The sequence below is a fragment of the Nonomuraea sp. bgisy101 genome (assembly GCF_057708945.1).
Genome location: NZ_JBYITD010000043.1, coordinates 16,052 through 39,953, shown reverse-complemented (window position 1 = coordinate 39,953; position 23,902 = coordinate 16,052). Strand labels below are relative to the sequence as shown.

The 23,902-nt window shown below is 71.3% G+C and carries 17 protein-coding genes; 4 read left to right on the top strand and 13 right to left on the bottom strand.

Going from position 1 to position 23,902, the window contains the following annotated elements; all coding sequences use genetic code 11:
* Positions 1-223 precede the first annotated feature (223 nt).
* The 7 genes from AC3EO4_RS48020 to AC3EO4_RS47990 are packed head-to-tail and all read right to left on the bottom strand — an operon-like array spanning position 224 to position 8,034.
* Positions 224-1,396, bottom strand: coding sequence for a M6 family metalloprotease domain-containing protein (locus AC3EO4_RS48020; RefSeq protein ID WP_431902721.1), 1,173 nt, complete (start codon positions 1,394-1,396; stop codon positions 224-226).
* Between the two features lie 11 nt (positions 1,397-1,407).
* Positions 1,408-2,643 (bottom strand): alpha/beta fold hydrolase, encoded by a 1,236-nt coding sequence (locus tag AC3EO4_RS48015; RefSeq protein WP_431902720.1) that lies wholly within the window; start codon positions 2,641-2,643, stop codon positions 1,408-1,410.
* Between the two features lie 28 nt (positions 2,644-2,671).
* A complete protein-coding gene (locus tag AC3EO4_RS48010) occupies positions 2,672-3,658 on the bottom strand; it encodes an ABC transporter ATP-binding protein (RefSeq protein WP_431902719.1) in 987 nt (328 codons plus the stop codon).
* The gene (locus AC3EO4_RS48005; protein WP_379581596.1) at positions 3,655-4,452 is read right to left on the bottom strand and encodes an ABC transporter ATP-binding protein; all 798 of its coding nucleotides are present in this window, start codon (positions 4,450-4,452) and stop codon (positions 3,655-3,657) included. The genes AC3EO4_RS48010 and AC3EO4_RS48005 overlap by 4 nt, the downstream gene beginning before the upstream one ends.
* Positions 4,449-5,444: an ABC transporter permease gene (locus AC3EO4_RS48000; RefSeq protein ID WP_431902718.1), complete on the bottom strand. Its 996-nt coding sequence runs from the start codon at positions 5,442-5,444 to the stop codon at positions 4,449-4,451. The genes AC3EO4_RS48005 and AC3EO4_RS48000 overlap by 4 nt, the downstream gene beginning before the upstream one ends.
* Positions 5,441-6,364 carry an ABC transporter permease gene (locus AC3EO4_RS47995; protein WP_431902716.1) on the bottom strand — a complete coding sequence of 308 codons (924 nt, stop codon included), beginning with the start codon at positions 6,362-6,364 and terminating at the stop codon, positions 5,441-5,443. The genes AC3EO4_RS48000 and AC3EO4_RS47995 overlap by 4 nt, the downstream gene beginning before the upstream one ends.
* Entirely contained in the window at positions 6,361-8,034 is a 1,674-nt protein-coding gene (locus AC3EO4_RS47990) for an ABC transporter substrate-binding protein (protein ID WP_431902714.1), read from the bottom strand. Before AC3EO4_RS47990 ends, AC3EO4_RS47995 begins: the two co-directional genes overlap by 4 nt.
* Before the next feature lie 131 nt (positions 8,035-8,165).
* Here AC3EO4_RS47990 and AC3EO4_RS47985 point away from each other — a divergent pair, with 131 nt between their 5' ends.
* Genes AC3EO4_RS47985 through AC3EO4_RS47975 form a run of 3 tightly spaced genes read left to right on the top strand, consistent with a single transcriptional unit; the run spans position 8,166 to position 9,523 of the window.
* Positions 8,166-9,128, top strand: coding sequence for a LysR family transcriptional regulator (locus tag AC3EO4_RS47985; protein ID WP_431902712.1), 963 nt, complete (start codon positions 8,166-8,168; stop codon positions 9,126-9,128).
* A gap of 15 nt (positions 9,129-9,143) precedes the next feature.
* Positions 9,144-9,302: a hypothetical protein gene (locus tag AC3EO4_RS47980; RefSeq protein ID WP_431902710.1), complete on the top strand. Its 159-nt coding sequence runs from the start codon at positions 9,144-9,146 to the stop codon at positions 9,300-9,302.
* A gap of 59 nt (positions 9,303-9,361) precedes the next feature.
* Positions 9,362-9,523 carry a hypothetical protein gene (locus AC3EO4_RS47975; protein WP_431902708.1) on the top strand — a complete coding sequence of 54 codons (162 nt, stop codon included), beginning with the start codon at positions 9,362-9,364 and terminating at the stop codon, positions 9,521-9,523.
* Between the two features lie 263 nt (positions 9,524-9,786).
* Here the strand turns inward: AC3EO4_RS47975 and AC3EO4_RS47970 are convergent, their stop codons facing one another.
* From AC3EO4_RS47970 to AC3EO4_RS47950, 5 genes are all read right to left on the bottom strand, one after another.
* A complete protein-coding gene (locus AC3EO4_RS47970) occupies positions 9,787-10,788 on the bottom strand; it encodes a serine/threonine-protein kinase (RefSeq protein ID WP_431902706.1) in 1,002 nt (333 codons plus the stop codon).
* A gap of 167 nt (positions 10,789-10,955) precedes the next feature.
* Positions 10,956-16,193 (bottom strand): non-ribosomal peptide synthetase/MFS transporter, encoded by a 5,238-nt coding sequence (locus AC3EO4_RS47965; RefSeq protein WP_431902704.1) that lies wholly within the window; start codon positions 16,191-16,193, stop codon positions 10,956-10,958.
* Positions 16,190-20,953 (bottom strand): amino acid adenylation domain-containing protein, encoded by a 4,764-nt coding sequence (locus AC3EO4_RS47960; protein WP_431902742.1) that lies wholly within the window; start codon positions 20,951-20,953, stop codon positions 16,190-16,192. Before AC3EO4_RS47960 ends, AC3EO4_RS47965 begins: the two co-directional genes overlap by 4 nt.
* 288 nt (positions 20,954-21,241) lie before the next feature.
* A complete protein-coding gene (locus tag AC3EO4_RS47955) occupies positions 21,242-21,619 on the bottom strand; it encodes a cupin domain-containing protein (RefSeq protein ID WP_379581580.1) in 378 nt (125 codons plus the stop codon).
* Complete coding sequence (locus AC3EO4_RS47950; protein ID WP_379581578.1) at positions 21,619-21,993, bottom strand: cupin domain-containing protein; 375 nt, start codon at positions 21,991-21,993, stop codon at positions 21,619-21,621. The genes AC3EO4_RS47955 and AC3EO4_RS47950 overlap by 1 nt, the downstream gene beginning before the upstream one ends.
* Before the next feature lie 70 nt (positions 21,994-22,063).
* Between AC3EO4_RS47950 and AC3EO4_RS47945 the strand changes: the two genes are divergently transcribed.
* Entirely contained in the window at positions 22,064-22,513 is a 450-nt protein-coding gene (locus tag AC3EO4_RS47945; protein WP_431902703.1) for a MarR family winged helix-turn-helix transcriptional regulator, read from the top strand.
* Here the strand turns inward: AC3EO4_RS47945 and AC3EO4_RS47940 are convergent.
* Complete coding sequence (locus tag AC3EO4_RS47940; RefSeq protein WP_431902701.1) at positions 22,504-23,808, bottom strand: nucleobase:cation symporter-2 family protein; 1,305 nt, start codon at positions 23,806-23,808, stop codon at positions 22,504-22,506. The two genes, AC3EO4_RS47945 and AC3EO4_RS47940, sit on opposite strands and share 10 nt — an antisense overlap.
* Between the last annotated feature and the right edge of the window lie 94 nt (positions 23,809-23,902).

Sequence of the window (23,902 nt, the reverse complement as noted above, 5' to 3'; positions counted from 1 at the left end):
CGGGCTGTATCCCTGACCGGTCGCACCTTGCTCAAGGCGCCGAGGAGTTCGGTCCTGGTGGCGTTGACCGATTCGATGAGCTGACGGATGGGCTTGAGGAACTGCTCGCCCCGTCCCCGGACGGGGACGGAGCGGCCGCCGCCGCGCCGGTGAGGCAGACCACACCGGCCGACGAGATGATGATCGGGAGAACGCCTCATGGCGAACTCCGGTCGATACAGGGTCAGACACCGAGCCGATCGACCCGGACGAGGTCTCCCTTGACCTCGACGCGCACCTTCGCCGACTCGTCGGTGAAGACCTGGCCGGGGCCGTAGGCGCCGTCGTCGAGGGCGTGGCAGCCGGCCGGCGGGACGGCGTCAGGCTTGGCGTCCATCACGCGGATGGGCCCCTCTCCGGTGGCCACCGCCGAGTCGACCTTGTAGATCACCATCCCGCCCGAGCACTCGCTTCCCTTCCGGGACTCGATGGCGTAGGCGCTCGTGTCGCCGGTCCTGACCACGACGAGCTTGCGCCCGCCAGGCCGCTCGACGGGCGTGAGCCGGTAGGTTCCGCCAGAGGCGGGCACGCACGCCACCTGGCCGTCGGAGATCCAACCGAGCTTCCGCGCGTGCCACGCGAAGGGCTGCGGTGAAGGGCCGCTGATCAGCCCCATCACGTCCCAGCCGCCGACGAAGCGGTGGTAGTCGGGCCCGGTGAAGGAGTAGAGGTCGGGCAGGCCGAAGATGTGGCCGGTCTCGTGCGCGAGCACCTTGTGACCCCAGCGCCACATGTCCTGGCCGAACGTGACGCCCCACTTCACCTCGGCGCCGTCGGCGACCACGCCGCTCTGGGCCGGGTCCCACAGGTAGGTCGGTGAGAACCGCACCGCCGCCGCGTTCCTCGAAGGGACGATGTAGACGATGTCGTAGGCGGAGAAGTCCACCTCGGCGTCGGCCGCGGCCACCGCCTGCCGGACGTAGAGCCGGTGCTGCTCGTAGCTGATCCCCCTGTCGAAACCGTACGTGGTGCTGTCCTGCGGCATCCTGAACCACGTGTGCACGGGGGTGATGCTCAGCCGCGCCCTGCCGTACGACGCGGCCGCGAGCCACTTCTCGGCGGGCGCGAAGTGATCGGCGTACTGCACGGTGCCGCCCTCGGCGGCCGCGTCGGGGAAGTCGACGAACAGCATGACGGCCCTGATCCGGCCGGTCGCGGCGCGGAACTGCCGGTGGTCGGTGTCGTGGCCCTCGTCGGTCCAGCCGGTACGGCCGGGCAGCGCGCACGCGCGAGTCTCAGTGGCGCGAGTCTCAGCGGCGCGAGTCTCAGTGGCGCGGGGCGCGGCGGCGTGGGCGGACGCCGGGACCGCGAGGACGGACGCGGCGAGTGCGGTCGCCAGCACTAACGGACGCAACATCGGAAGTCCTTTCAGATCGCTAGTTCCATGAGACGGGCGAGCACGCGTTCGCCCGAGGCGGTGACCCCGTCGTGCTCCCACTCGTTGGTGACCCAGGCGCGCACGTTGCCGACGGCCTGAACGGTCTCCAGTGACAGGCCCGCGTCGACGTACATGTCGTCGTGGTACACCACGGCCGCGACCGGCACCTGGTTGGCGGCCAGGCGGTCGAGGTCGTACAGCGCGGGCCAGTCCTCCACGCGGGCGAGCCGGTCGGCGGCCTCGGCGAAGGGACGCAGCGCCGCGACCTCCTCGAACATCCAGGGGTAGATCATCTCGCCGGTGAACAGCAGGGAGTCGGCATGCCGGCCGAAATGGGGGAAGTCGGCCAGGGCCCGCTCGGCCGCCCAGGCGGTGGGCTTGGCGCCCTGGCCGTAGATGCTCTCCTGCAGCACCGCGAAGAGCGGGTTGCCGGTGAAGCCGGTGAGCTGCATGACCTGGTAGAGGAAGTCGTGCGACAGCTCGGCCCCGTCGAAGGCGTCCTCCAGGAGCCAGTGCACCCGATCGAACCCGTTCCCCATGCCGAAGGCCAGGCCGAGCGTCCTGAACCTGTGCGGGGTGAGCAGGTCGCCGTCGGGCAACCTGACGCCGCCCTCGTGCAGCCGGTCGAGGACGCGCCCGACCCTGCCGGTGTCGGAGGGATGGCGGGAGTAGTACTGCCTGACCTTGGCCCCGACCCTCGGGTAGGTACGGGCGTAGACCTCGTCGGCGGTGGCGGTCAGGCCGGGCAGCCCGCCCGTGACGTAGCAGGCCTTCAGCGCCTCGGGCGCCGTCGACAGGTATGTCATCGTCAGGAAGCCGCCGTAGCTCTGGCCCAGCGTCTCCCACCGCTCGACACCGAGCCGCCGGCGGATCAGCTCGCAGTCGGCCACGATCGAGTCGGCCCTGAAGTGCCGCAGGTATCCGGCCAGGTCGCCGACCCGCTCAGGGGTGCGGGGCGTGACGGGGGTGCTGCGGCCGGTGCCGCGCTGGTCGAGAAGCAGCACCCGGTGCGTCCTGAGCGCGTGAGCGAGCCAGCCGTCCGTGCCCAGCGGCCTGGGCGAGCGACCACCGGGACCGCCCTGAAGGTAGAGCAGCCATGGCAGGTTCTCCGCCGCCCGCGCGGCGTCGGCCACCTCACGGGCGAACACCTCGATGAAAGGGCCGCCTGGGTCGGTGTGGTCGAGCGGGACGGGGAAGACGTGGTCGGCCAGGTGAAGCCTGGTCACGGGACTCCTTTCGCCGGGCGGGGGCCGATCATCGGGTGGTGTCGCGGGGCGGATCGAGAGGGAAATGGCAGGCGACCCGATGGCCGGGTGCGACTTCCGCCAGCGCGGGCCGCTCCAGCGCGCATCTCTCGGCCGCTCGCGGACATCGGCTGCGGAAGGGGCACCCGCTGGGCGGGTTCGCCGGGCTGGGCAGGTCGCCGGAGAGCACGACGCGGGGCCTGGCCCGCTCGATCCTCGGGTCGGGGATGGGTACCGCGGCCAGCAGCGCGGCCGTGTACGGGTGGGAAGGACGGGCGAAAAGCTCGTCACGGTCGGCGATCTCCACGACCGTGCCGAGGTACATGACCGCGATCCTGTCGCACACCTGGCGTACCGCGCCGAGGTCGTGGGCGATGAACACGTAGCTGAGCTCGAACTCCTCCTGCAGGTCGCGCAGCAGGTTGAGGATCTGCGCCTGGACCGAGACGTCGAGCGCGGACACCGGCTCGTCGCAGACGACCAGCTTCGGGCGAAGAGCCAGCGCGCGGGCGATGCCGATGCGCTGTGCCTGCCCGCCGGAGAACTGGTGCGGCAGCCGTTCGGCGTGCTCGGGGCGCAGCCCCACCCGTCGCAGCAGCTCGCCGATCCGGCCTGGCTCCGGCTTGAGGCCCTGGTAGCGGAAGGGGGCCGACAGGATCGCCTCGACGGTCATGCGGGGGTTCAGCGAGGAGAACGGGTCCTGGAAGATCATCTGGAGGTCGCGGCGGACAGGGCGCAGGGCGACCTCGCCCATCGTGGTGATGTCCAGCCCGTCGAAGCGGACCCTGCCCCCGGTCGGCTCGGCCAGCCGGGTGATCAGCCTGGCCGTGCTCGACTTGCCGCAGCCCGACTCGCCGACCAGGCCGAGCGTCTCGCCCCGCCGTACGGTCAGGGAGACGTCGTCGACCGCGGTCAGGTGGCCGGTGACGCGGCGGGTCAGCGGGTGGCGCATGGGAAAGCGCTTGACCAGGCCTTCGGCTTCCAGCAGGGGGGTCAAAGGGTCTCCAGACGGTCGGGCACGGGCCGGTCGATCCTGGGGACGGCGGCCAGCAGGCGGCGGGTGTACGGCTCACGAGGGTCCTCGAACAGCGCGTGCACCTCGCCCCGCTCGACGGCCCGCCCGCCGTACATGACGACGACCTCGTCGGCTGTCCCCGCGACCACGCCGAGGTCGTGCGTGATCAGCAGGACCGCGGTGCCGTACTCCTCGCGCAGCGTGTCGAGCAGGGCGAGGATCTGCGCCTGCACGGTCACGTCGAGCGCGGTGGTCGGCTCGTCGGCGATGATCAGCTCCGGCTCCAGGCACAGCGCCATCGCGATCATCACGCGCTGCCGCATGCCGCCGGAGAACTGGTGCGGGTAGTCGCGGGCGCGCCGCTCCGCCTCGGGGATCCCGACGCGTTCCAGCATCCGGACCACGATCGCCCGCGCCTGTCTCCTGCTGGTACGGCGGTGCGCCCGGTAGGCCTCGGCGATCTGGAAGCCGACCGGGTAGTAGGGGTTGAGCGACGACAGCGGATCCTGGAAGATCATCGCCAGCCGGTCGCCGCGCAGCCTCCGGACGGCCCGCCGGTCGCCGGCGAGCAGTTCCTGGCCGTCGAACCAGATCTCGCCGCCGGTCGTGGCGCCGTTGAGCAGGCCCATGACGGCGAGGCTGGTCACCGACTTGCCGCAGCCCGACTCGCCGACCAGTCCGAGCACGCGTCCTCGTTCCAGGCTGAAGGACAGTCCGTCGACGGCCCTGGTCTCGCCGAAGGAGACCGTGAGGTCCTTGACGTCGAGCAGTGTCACGAGGCCCCCAGCCTGATCCGCGGGTCGAGCACCGCGTAGAGAAGGTCCACGACCACGTTCGCGAAGACGATGAAGGCCGCGGCGAACAGCGTCACGCCGAGGATCACCGGCTGGTCCGAACTGTTGATCGCGTCGGCGGCAAGCTTGCCCACGCCGGGCAGGCCGAACACCGACTCGGTGATCAGCGCGCCACCGAGGAGCGCGCCGAGGTCCATGCCGAAGACGGTCACGACCGGGGTGAGCGCGGGCCGTAGCGCGTGCCGCCGTACGACGACGTGTTCGGGCAGGCCCTTGGCCCGGGCGGTGCGGACGAAGTTCTGGTTCAGCGCGCCGATCAGCTCGGTGCGCGTCAGCCGGGCGTACATGCCCGCGTAGAGCGCGGCCAGTGCGATCCACGGCATCAGCATCGAGGCGAACCAGCCGGCCGGATCCTCCAGCAGGCCGACGGCCCTCGGATACGGCAGGACGTCGAACGCCACGACGAGGAGGTACTGCAGGACGAGCGCGGTGAGGTAGATCGGCAGCGAGATGCCGCCGAGCGCGGCCCCCATCGCCGTCCTGTCCCACCACGAGCCCTTGCGCAGCGCGGCGAGCACCCCGGCGGCGACGCCGACGAGCAGCCACAGCACGGCCGCGCCGATCGCGATGGACGCGCTCACCGGCAGTCTGGCGACCAGAAGTTCCTGCACGGGCACATTGGTCTGGAAACTGAAGCCGAGGCAGGGAAAGGGACACTCGATCGCGGTCGATCCCGTGCCGTAGGTGCGCCCGGCGAAGATGCCCCGCACATAGGAGGCGAACTGTTCGGGGACCGGCGCGTCGAGGCCGAGCTGGCCCCGGATCTGCTCGATCCGCTCGGGGGTGCAGGCCTTGCCGCACGCCTTCTGAGCGGGGTCGTCCGGCGCGATGTAGAAGATCGCGAAGGTGAGCGCGCAGACGACCAGCAGGATCGCGGCGGCCGCGCCGAGCCTCTTGAGGAGATAGGCGATCACCGGACGTCTCCGAACGCGTCGCCGACCAGATTGAACGCCAGCACGGTGACCAGCAGGAACAGGCCGGGAACGAGGAAGTAGACGGGGTCGGCCGCGTACCAGGGCACGGCCGAGGCGATCATCTGGCCCCACGAGGGGGTCGGCGGGCGCACCCCCACTCCCAGGAAGGACAGGCCCGCCTCGGTGGCGATGTAGCCGGGGATCGACAGCGTCGCCACGACCATGATCGGCCTGGTGAGGTTGGGCAGGACCTCCCTGAACAGGATCGTCCTCCGGGTGGCGCCCAGCACCCTGGCCGCCTCGACGAACTCCCTGCCGGCCAGCGCCATGGCCTGACCGCGGACGATCCTGCCGATGTACGGCCAGCCGAACAGGCCGAGCACGGCGACCAGCATCAGCTCCCTGTTGCCGTCGGGGGCGACGGACATGAGCGCGATCATGAAGATCAGGCTCGGAAAGGACATCAGCAGGTCCATCACACGGCCGATCACCATGTCGGCCCAGCCGCCCAGGAAACCGGCGACGAGGCCGAGCACGGTGCCGATCGTGGTGGACAGTACGGTGGCCAGCAGGGAGATCAGCAGGGAGAGGCGGGCGCCCCAGACGACGCGGGCGAGCACGTCGCGGCCCGTGGTGGGTTCGACGCCGAGGGGGTGTTCGGCGCTGATCCCGCCCCACGGGCCCTTCGGCAGGCCGCCCAGGGCGGGGTCGATCGCCTCAGGGTGGAACTCGGTGGGCGACTGGCCGGTGAGGGCGGTGATCAGAGGGGCGCCGAGGGCCATGAGCACGAGGAGCGCGATGACCGTGACACCGGCGGTGGCGGCGCGGTCGGCCAGGACGCGCCGGGCGAGCTGCCGCGCCGGTGAGACGGCGACGCCGGGCTCGCCCGCTGGTATGCCGGCCGCCTGGGTGAGCGTCATCGGGCGCTCTTGAGACCGACCGTGGCGAGGTCGACCCGCCCGACGTAGGCGACGTGCCCGTAGGCGCCGGTCACGTTCGCCCCGGTGAGGAAGGCCGACTTGTCCCACAGGAACGGCACGATCGGCGCGTCCTGCATGATCCGTGTGGCCAGCTCGCCGTAGGCGGTCGCGGCGGCGTCGGCGTCCGTCATCGCGGCGATCTCGTCGAAGCGCTTGTTGACCTCGGCCGAGTCGTAGTGCGCCCGGTTCTGGTTGCCCTGCTTGACGATGAGCCGCCCGTCCAGGATGTTCGGCAGGTAGGTCGAGGCTCCTGTCCAGTCCGGCGTCCAGCCGTCGATGACCAGGTCATGCTGCTGGCTTGCGGTACCGACCGTGCTCCAGAACGCCGACGAGCTGATCTCGTTGATCTTCACCCTGATGCCGGCCCGGCCGAGGGAGGCCTGGATCGCCTCGCCTTGCGCCTTCCCGCCGGGCGTGGCGGGGGCGTCGAGGGTGAGGTCGATGCCGGAGGCGAATCCCGCCTCGGCGAGCAGTGCCTTGGCCTTGGCCACGTCGGCCGGGTACGGATCCTCCTTACGGTGGCCCGGGATCGCCGGTGGCAGGAGGGTGGTCGCGATGTCGCCCGCGATGGGCCCGCCGCGCACGGTCCGCAGCGCCTCCTTGTCCAGCGCGTAGGCGATCGCCTGCCGTACCTTCACCTGGTCGAGGGGTTTCCTGCTGGTGTTGAGCGAGAGGAACCTCGTGTTGATCGACTCGCCGGTTACCAGGCGTTCCTTGAGCGCCGGGTCGGTGAGCACCTGGGCGACGGAGGCGGCGCCGATCGGCTCGTACTGCACGGCGTTGGCGTCCTCGCCCTGGCCCGCGATCATCCGCTGATCGATCACGGCTGGATCGAGGTTGAGATCGATGACGATGCGGTCAGGCAGTCCCTTGCGCACGGTGTCGGTGGCACGGTTCCAGTGGTCGTTGCGGACGAGCTCTATCCGCTTCTTCGGCTCGAACTTCTCGATCTTGTAGGGGCCTGAGGAGAAGGGCCGGTTGTCGTAGGCGACCCCGGCCTCCTTGTCCTTGGGCACGGGCGCGAAGAACGGCATCGAGACGGCCGAGCCGAAATCGGCGACCGGCCGGTTCAGCCGGAACACGATCGTCCGGTCGTCGGGCGTCTCGATCGACTTCAGGTCCTGTCCGTTGAGCGGGCCCTTGTACGTGTCACCGCCCCGCAACCACATCCGCGCGTACGGCGGGCCTTCGGGGAACTCGGGGGCGAAGGTGCGCTCGACGCCGTACTTGACGTCTTTGCTGGTGATCGGCCGCCCGTCTTCGAACTTCACGCCCTCCTTGAGGGTGAAGGTCCAGGTCCTGGCCCCGTCGGCGGGGGTGCCGAGATCGGTCGCCAGGTCGGGGACGATGTCGCCGCCCGCGGGACCGGGCGCCGCGGCGTTGGTGGTGAGCGTGCGGTAGATCAGCCTGCCGACGTCCATCGACGAGGTGACGTAGTTGCGTGCCGGGTCCAGGTGCTCAAGGTCGATGCTTGCCAGCACGTGCAGCACACCGCCCTTGGCGCTCGCCGTGCCCTGCGGAGCCGCGGCCGTACCGGCACCCTGACCGCAGCCGCTCGCGACACCGGCGAGACCGATCACGAGGGCGACCAGGCCACGTTTTCCTGACATGTCGCTCTACCTCCCGTTTTGTACCATTGCCATATGAAATGGCACATATCGTTATGGGCCTCCCGGGTGGGTAGATAGTCGTCGATCCGTTCACCTGGATGAAAGCTCCTATTTCCCCATAACATTGGGTTATGGAGGTGGAGATCCGGCACCTGCGCATCATCTGCGCCATCGCCGAGTCAGGCAGTCTGACGAGGGCCGCCAAGACGCTGCGCCTGTCCCAGCCCGGCCTCACCGCCCAGCTCCGCCGCATCGAGACCATGCTCGGCGGCACGCTGTTCGAGCGGGCCGCGCAGGGCGTGCGGCCCACCGCGTTCGGCGAACTCGTGCTGGCCAGATCGCGAGCCGTCCTGCCCGCCATCGACGACCTGGTCTTCGGACTGCGCGCGTCCGCCCGGAACAGGACGTTGCGCATCGGCACGGTGAACGCTCCGCTGCTGGCCGGGCTCTTGACGTGGCTCGAGGCGACCCATCCGGAGGCCGTGGTGACCACCGTCACCCGCGGCGCCTCGACCAGGCTCGTCGAACTGGTCGAGGCCGCCCAGCTCGAGCTCGCGGTCGTGGGCGACTGTCCCGGCTTCGAGCTGGCGGCCGGCCCCGGCGTCGTCCTGCAGCCGGTGGCGAGCGAGCCCGTCTTCGCGATGATGGCCGTAGGCCACCCCCTCGCGGCCAGGACCGAGGTCACCCTCGCGGAACTGGCCGCCGAAGACTGGATCGCGCCACCGCCCGACGACGACCGGATCAGGGAGTACTGGACGACGATCTTCCACGACGCGGGGCTGGCCATCAGGGTCAGGCACGAGGTGGAGGGGACGGTCCTGCTCGACCTCGTGCTCGCGGGGCGGGGAGTCAGCCTGTGCCAGGCGACCTTTCGCCAGTCACCCGGTCTGGCGATCAGGCCGATCGCCGGCAACCCGCTCTGGTACCGGCACCTGCTGGCCTGGCACCGCGACGGCCCCTTCCCCGCGGTGGCCGCCGAGGTCGCCGAGCAGGCCCGGCGCGCCTACGACGAGGCGAGCAGGCGCAACGATGCCTACCCGGCGTGGCTGGCCGGCGACTCGAACCGGCCGAACGCGCCGCGCCGATCGAGATGATCGAGAAAAATCGACATGTACGGACGCACCCCCAACCCCCGCCACGCGTCCGGTGGTGCGCATGCCCGACCAGGGTTCCAGCAGATCCTCATCGCCGTCGGTGTGACTGTCTCCGTCGCCATGCCGGGCGCGGTCGGGTTCGTTGTGCTGCGCGCGATTCAGGAGGACGCCTGACGCGATGGTGACTGAGCCTCCCAACGCGGTTGCGTGTGAGGGGGCGAAGATCCTCTGGTATGCGAGCGACGCGGATCGTGATCATCAGGGTCGGCAACGCCATGATCGCGCTGGAGCACAGCGGCTTCTACGGCCGGTTCGATCCCGATCTCACCAGACCCGCCGCCGAGAAGGCGACGACGAGGCTCCAAGAGGCTCTGGAGAGCTCGTCGCGCGGCTAGGCGACCCGCCCCCGGCATCGGAGTCGGGCCTTTTCGCTGGTCGGGTGGCGAGCACGCCGACGAGTCGGTCACCGTGGGCAGCCGGAACACGAGTTCATCGCCCGGCTCCGGTCGAGCCGGGTTTCGGGCTTCGTGACGTCCTGGACTCCCAGGCCCAGCCCATGGCGATGAGGACGATGACGGTGATGACGATCAGTGAGACCGTCGCGGCGGACTCATGGTCGTGGCTCAGCATCGTGCTCAGGAAGATCTCGGCGGCGCCGTCAAGAGCGGAGGCGAAGGCACCGCCGCCGAAGAGGAATCCGGTGACGCCGACGACGGCGGTGACGGTCTGGCCGGCGCTCGGCGGTACGAATCGAGCGACCAAGGCGCCTTCGACTGCCACCTCGCCGGGCTTCCCTGTGCTGTGAGGATCCTGGTGCCGCGCGCGGGTGGACATGAGTCGCCGGCTGCTCTCCGGTCATGGTCAGAGCCTCGGCGACCGTCGGCCTCTTGTCCGGGTCCTTGTCCAGCAGCCGGGTGACGAGCTGGGTGAGCCGCCCTGCGCGTTGCGGCACCGGGGGCTCCTCCAGCAGTACCGCGGTCAGCGTCGCGGTCTGGGTGTCGCGCTGGAACGGCGAGACGCCCTCGACGGCCTGGTAGAGGGTCGCGCCGAGGGAGAACAGGTCGCCGGCGGGGAGTCCGTCGGCGCCGCGCAACCGTTCGGGCGCCATGTACTCAGGCGAGCCGACGAACATCCCTGTGGCGGTCAGGGCGGTGTCGGTGCTGTGGCCCGCGGTGCCGAAATCGGTGAGCAGCACCTTCCCGTTCCCTGCGAGCATGACGTTGGCCGGCTTGATGTCGCGATGCACGACACCTTCCTGATGTGCCACGCCGATCGCCGCCAGCAGCGCCACGGCGACGTGCGCGGCCCTGTCCTCCGGCAGCGGTCCGTGCGCCTTGAGGTGCTCGTTCAGCGAGCAGCCGTCGATCAGCTCCATGACGATCCATGGCAGGCCGTCCTCGACGACGACGTCGTGGATCGCGACGATGTTCTCGTACGTGCGCAACCGGGCGGCGTTGCGGGCCTCACGGATGGCGCGCTCCAGCCGCTCGGCCTGCTCGGCCTGCGTCATCCCCGGCGGCAGGCGCAGTTCCTTGATCGCCACGTCGACGTCCAGGGTCTCGTCCCTGGCCTTCCAGACCCGCCCGAAACCGCCGGACCCCAGCTCGGCGACCAGCCTGTAGCGGCCGCCGACCACATGACCGGCCCGCGTCGATGTCATGGTCACTCCCGCCCTGCCAGCGCGACGGTTGATCATCGTACATGCGCCGGTGTGAGCGTCGTCGCCGCTCGCCTGAAGTCACCACCGGGCTCCCGGGAGGAAGCCGCTCCTCACCTGGGCGACGGCCCCTGCCCGCCGACGGGCGTGGGCCGGGGCCGTCTGACAGGTCAGCCGGTCACGCGCAGCGAGCGGTCGGCCTCGGCCTGGACAGCGTCGAGCGAGCCGGCGATCTCGGCGCCCGCCACCGCGTCGGGAAGGTCGTCCTCCATCCGGCGCAGCGGGCGGTACCACAGCCCGAGCGCCCCCCACACCACCAGCAGCGCGCCGGTCACCGCCAGCAGGAGCCCGATGCCCCGGCCTGACCCCACGCCCACGATCGTGCCGACGACGGTGTCGGCCAGTGCTCCTCCGGGTTCCAGCAGCGGCGAGAAGAACGCTGTGAGCGGCGGCGCCGTGAGGAACGCCAGCGGCGTCATCGACACCGCCAGCATCTGGTTCGTGGCGAGCACGCGTCCCTGCAGCTCCAGTCCCACCTTCATCTGGATGAGCGACAGCCAGTGCGCGTTGAGGACGCTCAGGAACAGCCACGACACCAGGCCGCCGACGGCGGCCAGCACGACCGAGGGCCGCAGGCCGATCAGCAGCACGCCGAGGCCGAAGCCGCTGACGAAGCCCACCATGCCGATCGCCCGGCGGGAGGTGCCGCCCCAGAACACCATGACCAGGCTGCCGAGGACGGCGCCGAGACCTTGCGCGGCGGTGACCGTCCCGACGGCGGCGACGTCGCCGAACGACAGCAGCGTGGGTACGGTCACGGCCAGGGCGAGCATGCCGAGGTAGTTCTCGACGACGAAGAACCCGATCATGATCATGAGCGGGCGACGCCGTACGAGGAAGCGCCAGCCGCCCACGATCGCCTGCGTGAAGGTTTCCTCGAGCCGGTGGAACAGCCGGTCGGGGAAACGGACGGCCAGCAGCGTGGCCAGGCCGATCAGGAAGGTGACGATGTCGATGGCCACCACGCCGTGCAGGCCGAACAGCGTCACCAGCGCCGCACCCGCCATGGGCGCAAGCAGCATGCCGAGCCCCGTGCCGAGGTTGGCGACGGCGTTGGCCTGCATCAGGTACGGCTTGGGCACCAGCTGGGCGACCGCCGCCAGGTAGGCGGGCCGGTGGAAGGCGGTGACCAGTGACAGCGTCCCCGAGATGACCCCGACCTGCCAGATCCGGAGGTCGCCCGACCACAGCAGCAGGACCAGCGCGGCGGTGGCCAGAGCGGAGACGGCGTCGCAGGCGAGCATGACCAGCCTGCGGTCGACCCGGTCGGCCATGGCGCCGCCCAGCGGTGAGGCGAGCAGGGCGGGCAGGACCGCGAGCATGGTCACCAGCGCGTAGTCCGCCACGCGTCCGCTGCTCTGGTAGGCCCACACGCCCAGCGCGAACGAGGTGAGCGCGCTGCCCAGGAGCGAGGCGGTTTGTCCCGCGGCGACGGTGTAGAAGCGGCGCAGGTCGCGGCGGGCGCTGTCGCCGGTGACACCGACCTCACCGACCGGTTCGGGCAGGTCGCCGGACGACCACGCCGACAGGCTGCCGTCGATGAGCGCGGCGACCTGGGCGGCCTGGTGCTTGAGGAAGTAGTGGCCTGCCTTGGGGATCACCGCGAGCGAGACCCTGTCGGCGAAGGCGCCCCACTCCTTGTAGCGCTCCTGGTAGAGCTCGGTCGCCCGGTCGCGCTCGCCGATCACGCACATCACGGGCGCGTCGAGCCTGCGAGGGACGGCCAGTTGCTCGGTGAACCAGGTGGTGGCCTCCTCCACGTCGTGGCGCAGGGCGCGGATCATGAGGGAGACGTCTCCGGCGTCCTCCTCCAGTCCGAGCGTGCGCAGGAAGTCGCGTTGCGAACGGTCGGAGCTCCACCGCGAGGCGGGGAAGCGCCGGTTCCACCACGCCGAGAGCCTGCCGGGCAGCTGGGCGTCGGGGAAGCTGCCGCCGACGAACAGCCCGGCCACGGGCACGCCCGCCTGCTCCAGCCGTAACGCGACCTCGGTGGCGGGCGCCGAGCCCACGCAGTGGCCGTAGAGCACGACCTGGTCGCTGGGCGGCAGCTCGGCGAGGATGGTGGTGACCAGCTCGGGCAGCGACAGCATGGGCTCGTCGGGTCTGCCGGGGTCGTGGCCGGGCAGCTCGACCGCCAGGACCGCGGTATCGGCGTCCAGTTCGGCCAGCGCGGTGGCCAGCGGCCCGTAGGCGGCGGCCGAGCCGCCTCCGTAGGGCACGCACAGCACGGTACGGCGGGCCGTGGCGGGCCCGGCCAGCCGGTGAAGGATCCCCGCCTCGCCCGCGTCGGCGGACAGGTAGGCGGCGAGCTCCCTGATGGTCGGCCTGGTGAACAAGTCGATGACGCGCAGGGCGGGGTCGATCTCCCTGACCGCGCGGACCGCCTTGAAGGAGTCGCCGCCGAGGGCGAAGAAGTCGTCGTCGACGCCGAGGTCGTCGGTGTCGAGGACCTTCGCCCACGCCGCGGCCACTCTCAGCTCGGCGGGGGTGCCGGGAGCGATCCTCTCACCCGCCGCGGCCACCTCCGGAATGGGCAGCGCGGCCCTGTTGACCTTGCCGAGCGGGGTGAGGGGAAGGCTGTCGAGGACGACGATGGCGGGCGGCACCATGTACTCGGGCAGCCGCTCGCGCAGGCCCGCCCGGATCGCCGCCAGGTCGACGGTGGCGGGAGCCACCCAGGCGGCCAGCCGCCGGTTGTGCGCCTCGCCGATCGGCAGGACGGCGGCCTCCGCGACGCCCGGCTGGTCCTGGAGCGCCGCCTTGACCTCGCCCAGCTCGACCCGGAAGCCGCGGATCTTGACCTGGTCGTCGACGCGGCCGAGGAACTCGACCTGGCCGCCGGCGTTGAGCCTGACCCTGTCGCCGGTCCGGTAGACGCGCTCGCCCGCGTGCTGGACGAACCTGTCCTCCGTCAGGTCGGGCCGGCCCAGATAGCAGCGGGCCAGACTGGGGCCGCCGATCCACAGGTCACCTGGCACGCCCGCGGGCAGCGGGCGGCCGGCCGCGTCGACCACGTAGCAGGTGACGTCGGCCAGCGGGGTGCCCAGGGGGACCGCGGCCGAGCCCGTCGGCTCGGGCGGCGCCACACACGCGAGCACGGAGACCGTCGTCTCCGTGGGGCCGCAGTGGATCTGCAGCTCCAGGCCCGGTCTGGCGGTCCTGACGCGCTCGGCCAGCTCCCACGAGGTCGCTTCGCCCGCGAGGATGAGCAGCTTTTCGGGAAGCACGCTCGCCAGGTCGCCGTGCGCGGCCAGGAGCTCCAGGTGGCTCGGAACCATCTTGATGACATCGATCGGGTGGGACCGCAGGTAGGCGCCGTAGGCCTCGGGATCGGTGGCGGTGTCCTGGTCGACCAGGTGAACGGTCGCGCCGCTGATGATCCCGCCCAGCAGGCAGGTCAGGACCAGGTCGGAGGCGAACGTGGAGACGACGCCGTAGGAGGCGTAGTCGCCGGTCAGGCGTTCGGCCACGGCGAGCAGGTAGTGGACGACGGCCCTGTGCTCGACGGCCGCGCCCTTGGGCCGTCCGGTGGAGCCCGAGGTGAACAGCACGTAGGCCAGATCGGAGGGGGAGACCGCCACGTCGGGTGGGGTGTCCGGCAGGTCCTGCGCGAGGACGTCCTCCAGCGCCAGCGCCCCCGCGATCCTGGGGGCCAGGTCCCGCTCGGCGAGCACCAGGCGGGCCTCGCCGCTGGAGACCATGTAGGCCAGCCGGTCGTCGGGGTAGGCCGGTTCGAGCGGCAGGTAGGCCGCCCCCGCCTTCAGAACGCCGAGGATGGCGGGGACGAGCGGGGCGCGCCGCTCGAGGAGCAGGCCCACCACGTCCTCGCGGCCGACGCCCTCGGCGACCAGCCGCTGGGCGATCCTGTTGGCCTGCCTGTCCACCTCGGCGTAGGTCAGCTCGCCCACGGCGATCGCGTCGGGCGTTCTGGCCGCCCAGTCCTCGAACAGCGCGTGGAGGGGTCGCGACAGGTCGAAGTCCCGCTTCGGCCCGCTGATCAGCGGGCCCGACATCGGTTCGAGCGGTACGGCCGCGGCAGGGGAGTCGAGGTCGGCGAGCATGCCGTCCAGGAGCGTGACGTACCAGCTCGCCATCCTGCGCGCGGTGTCGTCGTCGAACAGGTCGCGGCGGAAGGTCAGTGAGCCCACATAGGACTCGCCCGCGTTGTTCAGCGCGAGGTTGAGGTCGTACTTGGCCGTGCGCATCGGCGGCTCGAACACCTCGGCGTCCAGACCAGGGAAGCACGGCGCGGCGGCGGGGGAGTCCAGGACGTTGAGCACGGCCTGGAAGATCGGCGTCGTTGCCGGGTTCCGGTCCGGGTTGACCAGCTCGACCACCCGCTCGAACGGCGTCTCGCGGTGCGCGAACGCCTCGATCGCGACGTCGCGGGTGCGGGAGAGCAGCTCGCGCCCCGTCGGGTCGCCCGACCTGTCGACGCGCATGACCAGCGTGTTGACGAAGCAGCCCAGCATGCGCTCGGTGTCGGGATGCAGCCTGCCCGCCTCCAGCACGCCGACGGGCACGTCGTCGGTGGCCGAGACGCGGCCGAGCAGCTCCTGCCACGCGGCCAGCAGCACCATGAACGGCGTGCACCCCGTCTCGCCCGCGGCCCTCCTGATCGCGGCCGCGTCGACGCGGACCGGGACCTCGCCCGCCGCCCAGTCGGCGACCGATGGCCGTGGCCGGTCTGTGGGCAGGTCCAGCACCGGTTCGAGACCCGCGAGGCGGTCCGCCCACCAGGTCGCGTCGGGCTGGGGCCGCCCGGCCAGCCACTGGGCGTAGTCGGCGTACCGGACCCTCGGCGGCTCAGGAGGCTCGGCGAGGCCGAGCCGCGCGGTGTAGAGGGCGGCCAGCTCGGTGATCGCCAGGTCGCGCGACCAGGCGTCGAAGGCGACGTGGTGGACGGTCAGCAGCAGGACGTGCTCGTCCACGCCGGTGCGGAACAGCGTGGCTCTGGTCGGCGGTTCCGCCTCAAGCCTGAACGGACGATAGGCCTCCGCCTCCAGGTCGGCGGACTCGTCGGCGATCCCGACGGGCACCCGGTCGGCGGCGACGACCGTGGCGCCGTCCTGGCCAACCAGGGTGCGCAGCACCTCGTGCCGCTCGACCAGGTCCCTGACCGCGTCGAGCAAGGCCGCTGTGTCGAGCGGGCCGCTCAGCCGAACCGCGGTGGGGATGTTGTAGGCGGTGCGCTCGTCCAGCTGGGACAGGAACCACAGCCGGGACTGAGCGGGGGACAGCGGCGCCGGTCCCTCGCCGGTCCTGGCGGGGATGCCGGGCTCGGCCCGCGCCGCCGTACGGCGGGCGGCGGCCAGCCGCTCCGCGAGCCGGTTCTGAAGGTCGGTCACTGGCCTGCCTCCAGGTCCGCGATGAGCAGCGCCTCCACGGCTGAGGCGAAGCCCCCCAGCGTGGGATGTTCGAACAGCAGCCGGACGGGGACCTGCAACGCGAGTGCCTCCATGAGCCTGCCGGTGACCAGCGTCGCGGCCACCGAGTGGCCGCCGAGGGCGAAGAAGTCGTCGTCGGTGTTGACGGTGTCGAGGCGCAGTACCGCCTGCCAGACGTCGGCGACCAGCAGCTCAGCCTGCGTGGCCGGCGGGGCGGGTTCCCTGGCCGTGCCGAGGTCGGGTTGTGGGAGCGCTCCCCTGTCGAGCTTGCCGGAGGAGGTGGTGGGCAGGCCGTCCAGACGGATCCAGTGACGGGGGATCATGTGGTCGGGCAGGCGCCGCTTCAGCGACTGCCTCAGGTCGGCGTCCGAGAGCGCCGCGTGGGAGTCGCCGACGAGGTAGCCGACCAGTTGCTCGCCGTGGACCGCCACGGCCGCGTCGGCCATGAGCTCGCGCAGGGCGGTCTCGATCTCGCCCAGTTCGATGCGGTGGCCGCGGATCTTCACCTGCTGGTCGCGGCGGCCGAGGAAGTCGAGACCCCCGTCCTGCCTCCACCGCACCAGGTCGCCGGTTCGGTAGCGGCCCTCGGCGAACGAGGGGGAGCGCAGACCGCGGTAGCCCCGCGCCACGCCCGCGCCGCCGATCCACAGCTCACCCTGGACGCCCGGCGGCACGAGCCTGCCCGCCTGGTCGAGGACCTGGACGTACTCGCCGGGCAGCGGGCCGCCGATGGAGACGCTGTCGCCGACCGGCTCCTGCAGCAGCGTCATCGTGGAGTAGATGGTGGTCTCGGTCGGGCCGTAGGAGTTCCACATCTCGCCGACCCTGGCCAGCAGGTCGCCGGCCAGCACCGGGTCGAGGACCTCGCCGATGCTGACGGCGCGGACCCGCGGGCCGCCCTTCCACCCCGCCGCGACCAGCATGCGCAACGTGGTGGGCGTGGCGGTGAACAGCGTGACGCCCGACTTCTCGATCCTGCGGGCGATCGCGTGCCCGTCGACGGCGTCGTCCCTGCCGAGCAGCTCCAGCCGCAGGCCGCAGGCGAGGCTGACCCACAGGTCGAAGCCGAACACATCGAAGGAGAACGGGGTCAGGCCGAGCATCACGTCGTCGGGCCTGACGCCGGGGGTGACGCGCATGGCCTGGACGAACGCGGCCAGATTCGCGTGCGTGACCTCGACGCCCTTGGGCCTGCCCGTCGAGCCCGACGTGTAGAGGACGTAGGCCAGGTCGCCGGGGTCAGGCAACCCCGCGTGGTCCGTGCCGTCCGGCAGCTCGGCCAGGTCGAGCACGGTCGCGTCGGCCGCCAGCTCACGGGCCATGGCGAGAGCGTCCCCCGCCGAGACGATGGTCGTGACGCCCGCGTCGGCCAGCTGGTAGCGCAGCCGTTCGACCGGTTGGTCGGGCTCGACCGGCACGTAGGCCGCGCCCGCGCGGGCCACGCCGAGCAGCGCGGCGGGCAGGAAACGGTCGCGGGGCAGGCACACGCCCACCGTCGCGCCCGCCGCTGCCGCGCCGAGCGCGGAGGCGATCCGGCCGGACAGCGCGGCCAGCTCGCCGTAGGTGAGCGTGCCCTCGTCGTCGACCACCGCGGGTGCCCCGGGACGACCGGCGGCCACGTCGAGCACGGCGTGCGCCACCGTCGGCGGGCCGCCGTCGGGCAGCGGCGCGCCCACCCCCCAGTCCTGCAGCATGGCCCGTTCCTCCGCGCTGACCAGTTCGAACGCCGACACCGGCAGGTCGGGCCCGGCCAGAGCGGCGTCGAGCAGCCGCATCAGCCGGTCCGCGAACGCCTCGGCCTCCGACCGGTCGAACAGGTCGAGGTCGTACTCCAGCTGCATCTCCACGCCGTCCACCGTCGTGTTGACGAACACGGTGTACGGCGCCTGTGCCCCGCCGCCGCTCAGCTCGCCGAGCAGCTCGACGGTCAGGCCGTCGCCGGTGGCGGTCACGGGCACGTTCGGCGGCTGGAGGGACAGGACGACGGGGGTGAGCATGGCGCCGCGCGGGCGCTCGATGCCGGAGACGGCCAGGCGTTCCTGCGGGGACAGGCCCAGGTGGTCGAGCGAGCCGGCGGTCGCGGCCGCGGTGCGCGCGACGGCTTGCCGTACGGGGAGGTCGGGGTCGAATCTGACGCGCACGGGCAGCACGTCCACGAGGGGGCCGACCAGCGACTCCAGGTCAGGGTGGGCGCGGTCGGCGACGGCCGCCCCGAGCAGCACGTCGGGGCGATCGGTCTGGGCGGCGACGAGTAGGCCGAGCGCAGTGAAGTACACCGCGAAAGGCGTGGTGCCCGTCGCGGCGGCCAGCTCGTGCACGCTCGCCACGGTCGTCGCGGGGACGGGGCGGGTCAGTCGCGCGCCGCGGAACCTGCTGGGCCCGCCGTCGGCACGACCGGCCAGCTCGTACGGCGGAGCCGCCCCCGCCAGCTCCTCTGCCCAGAACGCGCGCAGCGGCCCCGGATCGACCTTCTGCTCCATGAGGGCGACGTCGCCCACCTGGAGCGGCGGCTCACCGGCCGTCCCGGTGAGGGCCGCCATGAGCGTGACGTTCGACCAGCCGTCGTAGGCGATGTGATCGGTGACGACGACGAGTTCGGCGGTGGTGTCGTCCTGCCACAGGAGGGAGGCGCGCAGCAGCGGCACCTCGGCGGCCAGGTCGAAGCCGTAGGTGATGTCGGGCTCGCCGCCCTCCTCGAACGGCACAGGAGCAGGCGGGCGGACCTCGGCGAAGGGCTCGCCGTCCTCGCCCCTGACGATCACGCTGCGGAGGACCTCGTGGTCACGCACCAGCCCGTCGAGAGCCTCCTTGACGGGGGTGGCGTCTGTGAGGCCGGTCAGGCGCAGCCGGAAGGCGAGCGTGGTGGCGTTGCGGGTGTGACTGACCTCGCGCAGGAGCCACATGCCGTGCTGCGCGGCGGTCAGGGGATAGCGGGTGGCGCCGTGATGGCGGACCAGGGCGGCGGAGGGTGCTGCGGGTTCGGCTGCCTCGACGAGAGGAGCCAGCTCGGCGACCGTCGGCCGGCCGAGGAACGCGGTCAGCGCCACCCTGGCGCCGAGGTCGCGCTCGATCATCGCGCAGGCGCGGGCGGCGGCGAGGGAGTGGCCTCCGAGGTCGGTGAAATGGTCATGGACGCCCACGCGGTCGAGGCCGAGGACGGCGGCGACGATGTCGGCGAGGCGGCGTTCGGTGTCGGTCGAGGGAGCGGTGTACTCACCGGTGACGCTGGAGAAGTCGACGGCGGGGAGAGCCGCACGGTCGATCTTGCCGGTGGGACCGAGGGGGATGCGGTCCATGATCGCGATGCGGGAGGGGACCATGTAGTCGGGCAGGCGCTCCCTCAGCCACTCCCTGAGCCCGGGCTCGGTGAGGGGCCGGGATCCATCCGCGGAGGCGCCGCCGGTCTCGACGTAGGCGATGAGGCGGCGGACGTCGCTGCCGTCGGCCTGGGTGAGGACGACGGCGTGGTTGACCGACGGATGCCTGGCCAGCGTGCCCTGGACCTCGCCGAGCTCGACCCTGAATCCCGCGACCTTCACCTGGTCGTCGTTGCGTCCGGCGTAGAGGTGAACCTCGCCTTCGCGGCGGACCAGGTCCCCGGTCCTGTAGTGCCGCACGCCTTGGTCGTCCACGACGAAGCGTTCGGCGGTCAGGTCGGGCCGGTTCAGATAGCCGCGGCCGACCAGCGGCCCCGCCACCCACAGCTCGCCGATCTCGCCATCGCCGAGCGGGTTGCCGTCGCCGTCGCGCACGGACAGGCTCGATCCTGCGTAGGCGGTGCCGATGGGCGGCTCGTCGCCGGAGTCGCGGAGCACCTCGTGGGAGGTGCAGGTGACCGTGCACTCGGTCGGGCCGTACACGTTGACGACGCGGCGCACGCCCGGGTTGGCGTAGACGCGGTCGGCCAGCGCCCTGGTGAACGGCTCGCCGCCGGCGATGACCATCCGGACGCTCGGGGGGAGCGGCTCGGCGAGCAGGGCGATGAGGGCGGACGGCGCGCCGTACACGCCGGTCACCTCGTCGCGGGCGGGGAGCGAGGGCAGCGACAGGAGGGTGTCGGCGACGATCACGGTGCCGCCGGTGATCAGCGGCAGGAACATCTGGGTGACGCTGGGGTCGAAGCAGACGGAGGTGGCGAAGAGCATGCCGTCGAGCTCGCCCGCGTAGTGCTCGGCCTCCCAGGAGAGCAGGGCCATCGCGTTGCGGTGCTCGATGACGACGCCCTTGGGGCGTCCGGTGGAACCGGAGGTGTAGATCACGTAGGCGGCGTCGGAGCCGCTGCCCCGATCGTCCGTCACGTCGGGCGAGGGCCGGCCCTCGGTGTCGGCGAGGGTGTCGAGGAGCAAGGGCGTGGCGCCCGAGGCGCGGAGGACGGCCTCCTGGCGCCGGGCGACGGGCGTCGATGTGATCAGTTGCGCCATCTGGGCATCGGAGGCGATGAACTCCAGGCGATCGGCAGGGTAGGCCGGGTCGAGCGGCACGTACGCCGCGCCTGTCTTCAATACGCCGAGCAGTGCCGCTAACAGCCCTTCGTCCCTGTCGAGGCACACGCCCACCGAATCGCCCCGGCCAGTCCCCCGGCGGCGCAGTACGGCGGCGATCAGTTCGGCTCGTTCGTTCAGTTCGGCGTAGGTCAGGCGGGTGGTGCCCGCCACCACCGCGATGTGCTCAGGAGTGCGTCGCACCTGCGCGGCGAAGGCCTCATGAACTCGTTCGACCACCAAGGGATCTCCCCCAGCAAGAGTGTCGGCTTTTTCGCGGGACACATTTGCACTGTTCAGGGAGCGTTCGGTGCTTATGGCACCTTTCGTTACCGTAACGATGATCTTGTCAGAAGGTAAGAAAGCTTCCTCTGACAGAGTCCGGTAAGAACCTTCCTTCTCGGGGTCAGTGGGGTCACGCTGTCGGGTTGCGCCCGGTCGCGCGCCCGCGTCGGACGGCATGCGTCCATCCGTGCCGGGGCGCGGATGGACGCATGCCGTGATTCCTGGTGATGTCGGTGCCGAGGCTCACCGCGCCCATGGCGGGACGAACGGCTCCATCCCCGGCATGATCGCCTGGCCGCCGACCGGCAGTACCGCGACGAGCTCGGCCGGCTCGTCGTGCGGGTTGCCGACGGCGAACGGGGTGTGCGGCGGGACGATCAGCGCGTCGCCGGCGGTGAGGAGGTGCTGTTCCCCCTCGAGCGTCGCGGTCAGACCGCCGGACAGGACGACGAAGATCTCCTCCCTGTCGACCATGTGGACGTTGTCGGCGGGCGTACCCGCCGCCATCGTGAAGCGCCACGCGCAGGTCTCGCTCGCGCCCCTGCTGGGAGCGGCGAGGCCGATGGCGGTGACATGCGGCACGGTGAAAGTGGGCGCGTCGGCCCCGCGGATGACGCCCATCACACTGCCGCGGGGGGAACGATGGTGGTGCCGTCGGACAGGCGCGCCAGGGCGCCGACGGGCAGCGCGACCACCAGCTCGAGCGGCTCGTCGTGCGGGTTGCTCAAGGCGAAGTTCACTCCGGCGGGTACCACGATCCCGTCACCCGCGGTGACGGGGTGCTCGGTCCCGTCCAGGTGTGCCACGCCGCCGCCGGCGACGACGATCAGGACCTCCTCGCGGTCGAAGGAGTGCGGGTTGGGCTCGGTGCCCGGCGCGACGATGGTGCGCCAGACGCAGGTCTCGGTCGCGCCCCTGCTCGGCGAGGCGAGGCCGGTGAAACGGGTGGTGCCGATGGTGAAAACGGGTGCTGTGGCTCCGCTGATGACGGGCACGGGTGTATCCTTTCCTCAGATCTACAACCAAGGTTTTCAACCATGGTTGTCTATCTTGAGAGGAATGTCAATGGACTTCGGAGTCCTGCTCGGGCTCGCCTACAACCAGTTCGTCGCCGAACTGCACGAACACCTGGCCGAACACGGGTTCACCGACCTGCGGCCGACGTTCGGCTACGCGTTCAAGGTGCTGGCGATAGGGCCCATCACGACCAGCGGTCTCGCGGGGAAGCTGGAGATCACCCCGCAGGGCGCGGCCAAGACCGTCGAGGAGATGGTGGCCGCCGGATACGTCGAACGGGTGCCCGACCCCGCCGACGGGCGGGTCAAGATGCTGCACCTCACCGACGCCGCGCGGGCCCTGATGGCGGTCGCCCACGACTTCCACGTCGACTACGAGCGGCGGATGGCCGCCGAACTGGGCGAGGCCCGGGTGGCGACGCTGCGTGAGGCGCTCACCGCGGTGGTGGCGCGCAGCGACTCGCCCGAGGGCCTCGCCCGCACGCTGCGTCAGCTCTGAGCGACGACCTTCTTGTCCGTGTGGTTGAACAGCAGGTTGAGCAGGATCACCGCGACACAGCCGGCGCTGATGCCGCTGTGCATGATGATCTGGAACCAGTGGGGGAACTTGTCGTAGATGCCTTCGGCGCCGAGCGGGACCAGCGCGATCCCGATCGACAGGGCCACGATGAGCAGGTTGGAGTTGCCGGAGAAGCTCACCCTCGACAGGGTGCGGATGCCCGTCGCGGCGACCGTGCCGAACATCGCGATGCCCGCGCCGCCGAGCACGGCCGGCGGCACCGCGGCCACGACCGCGCCGAGCATGGGGAACAGGCCCAGCAGTACCAGGATGCCGCCCGACACCGCGACCACCCAACGGCTCTTCACGCCCGTCAGGCCGACCAGGCCGACGTTCTGCGCGAACGCGGTGTAGGGGAAGGTGTTGAAGGCGCCGCCGAGTGCCGTGGACAGGCCGTCGGCGCGCAGCCCGTCGGCCAGCCGTCCGGGCGGCAGGTCCGACTCGGTGATCTCGGCGACCGCGATGAAGTCGCCCGTCGTCTCGGTCATCGACACCAGCATCACGATGATCATCGATACGATCGCCGCCACCTCGAAGGTGGGCAGCCCGAAGTGGAACGGCGTGCTGACGCCGATCACGTCGGCCCGGCCGACGTGGGAGAAGTCGGTGAAGCCGAACGGGATCGCCGCCAGCGTGCCGATCACGATGCCCAGCAGCACCGCGATCCGAGCCAGCGCGGGAGGCGCGAACCTGTAGAGGGCGATGACGAGCGCGAGGACGGCCGCGGCGAGCGCGATGTTGCGCGGTTCGCCGTACGAGGGAGAGCCGGCCCCTCCCGCGGCCCACGTGGCGGCCACCGGCAGCAGCGTGATGCCGATGATGGTGATGACCGTGCCGGTGACCAGCGGCGGGAAGAAGCGCAGGAGCCGGCTGAAGAACGGCGCCAGCGCCACGACCAGCAGACCGGAGACGATCACCGCTCCGTAGATCGCGGGCAGCCCGCCGCCCGTGGTGCCGATGAGCACCATCGGGGTGACGGCGGCGAACGTGCAGCCCTGCATGATCGGCAGGCGGACGCCGAAGCGCCACACGCCTACGCACTGGATGAGGGTGGCGACGCCGGAGACGAGAAGGTCGGCGTTGATGAGGTAGGCGAGGTCGTCGGGCGGAAGCTTCATCGCGCCGCCGACGATGAGGGGCACCGCGACCGCTCCCGCGTACATCGCGAGGACGTGCTGCAGGCCGAGCGCGACCGTCTGGGGGAGGGGCAACCGCTGGTCCACCGGGTGTGTCATGTGGCTCTCCGGGGGTCGGGGGGATGCGGTCAGTACATCAACCGCGTGTTTCCCGCGCGTGTCCCCCGCTCACGAAACTCCGGCCCGTGGAACG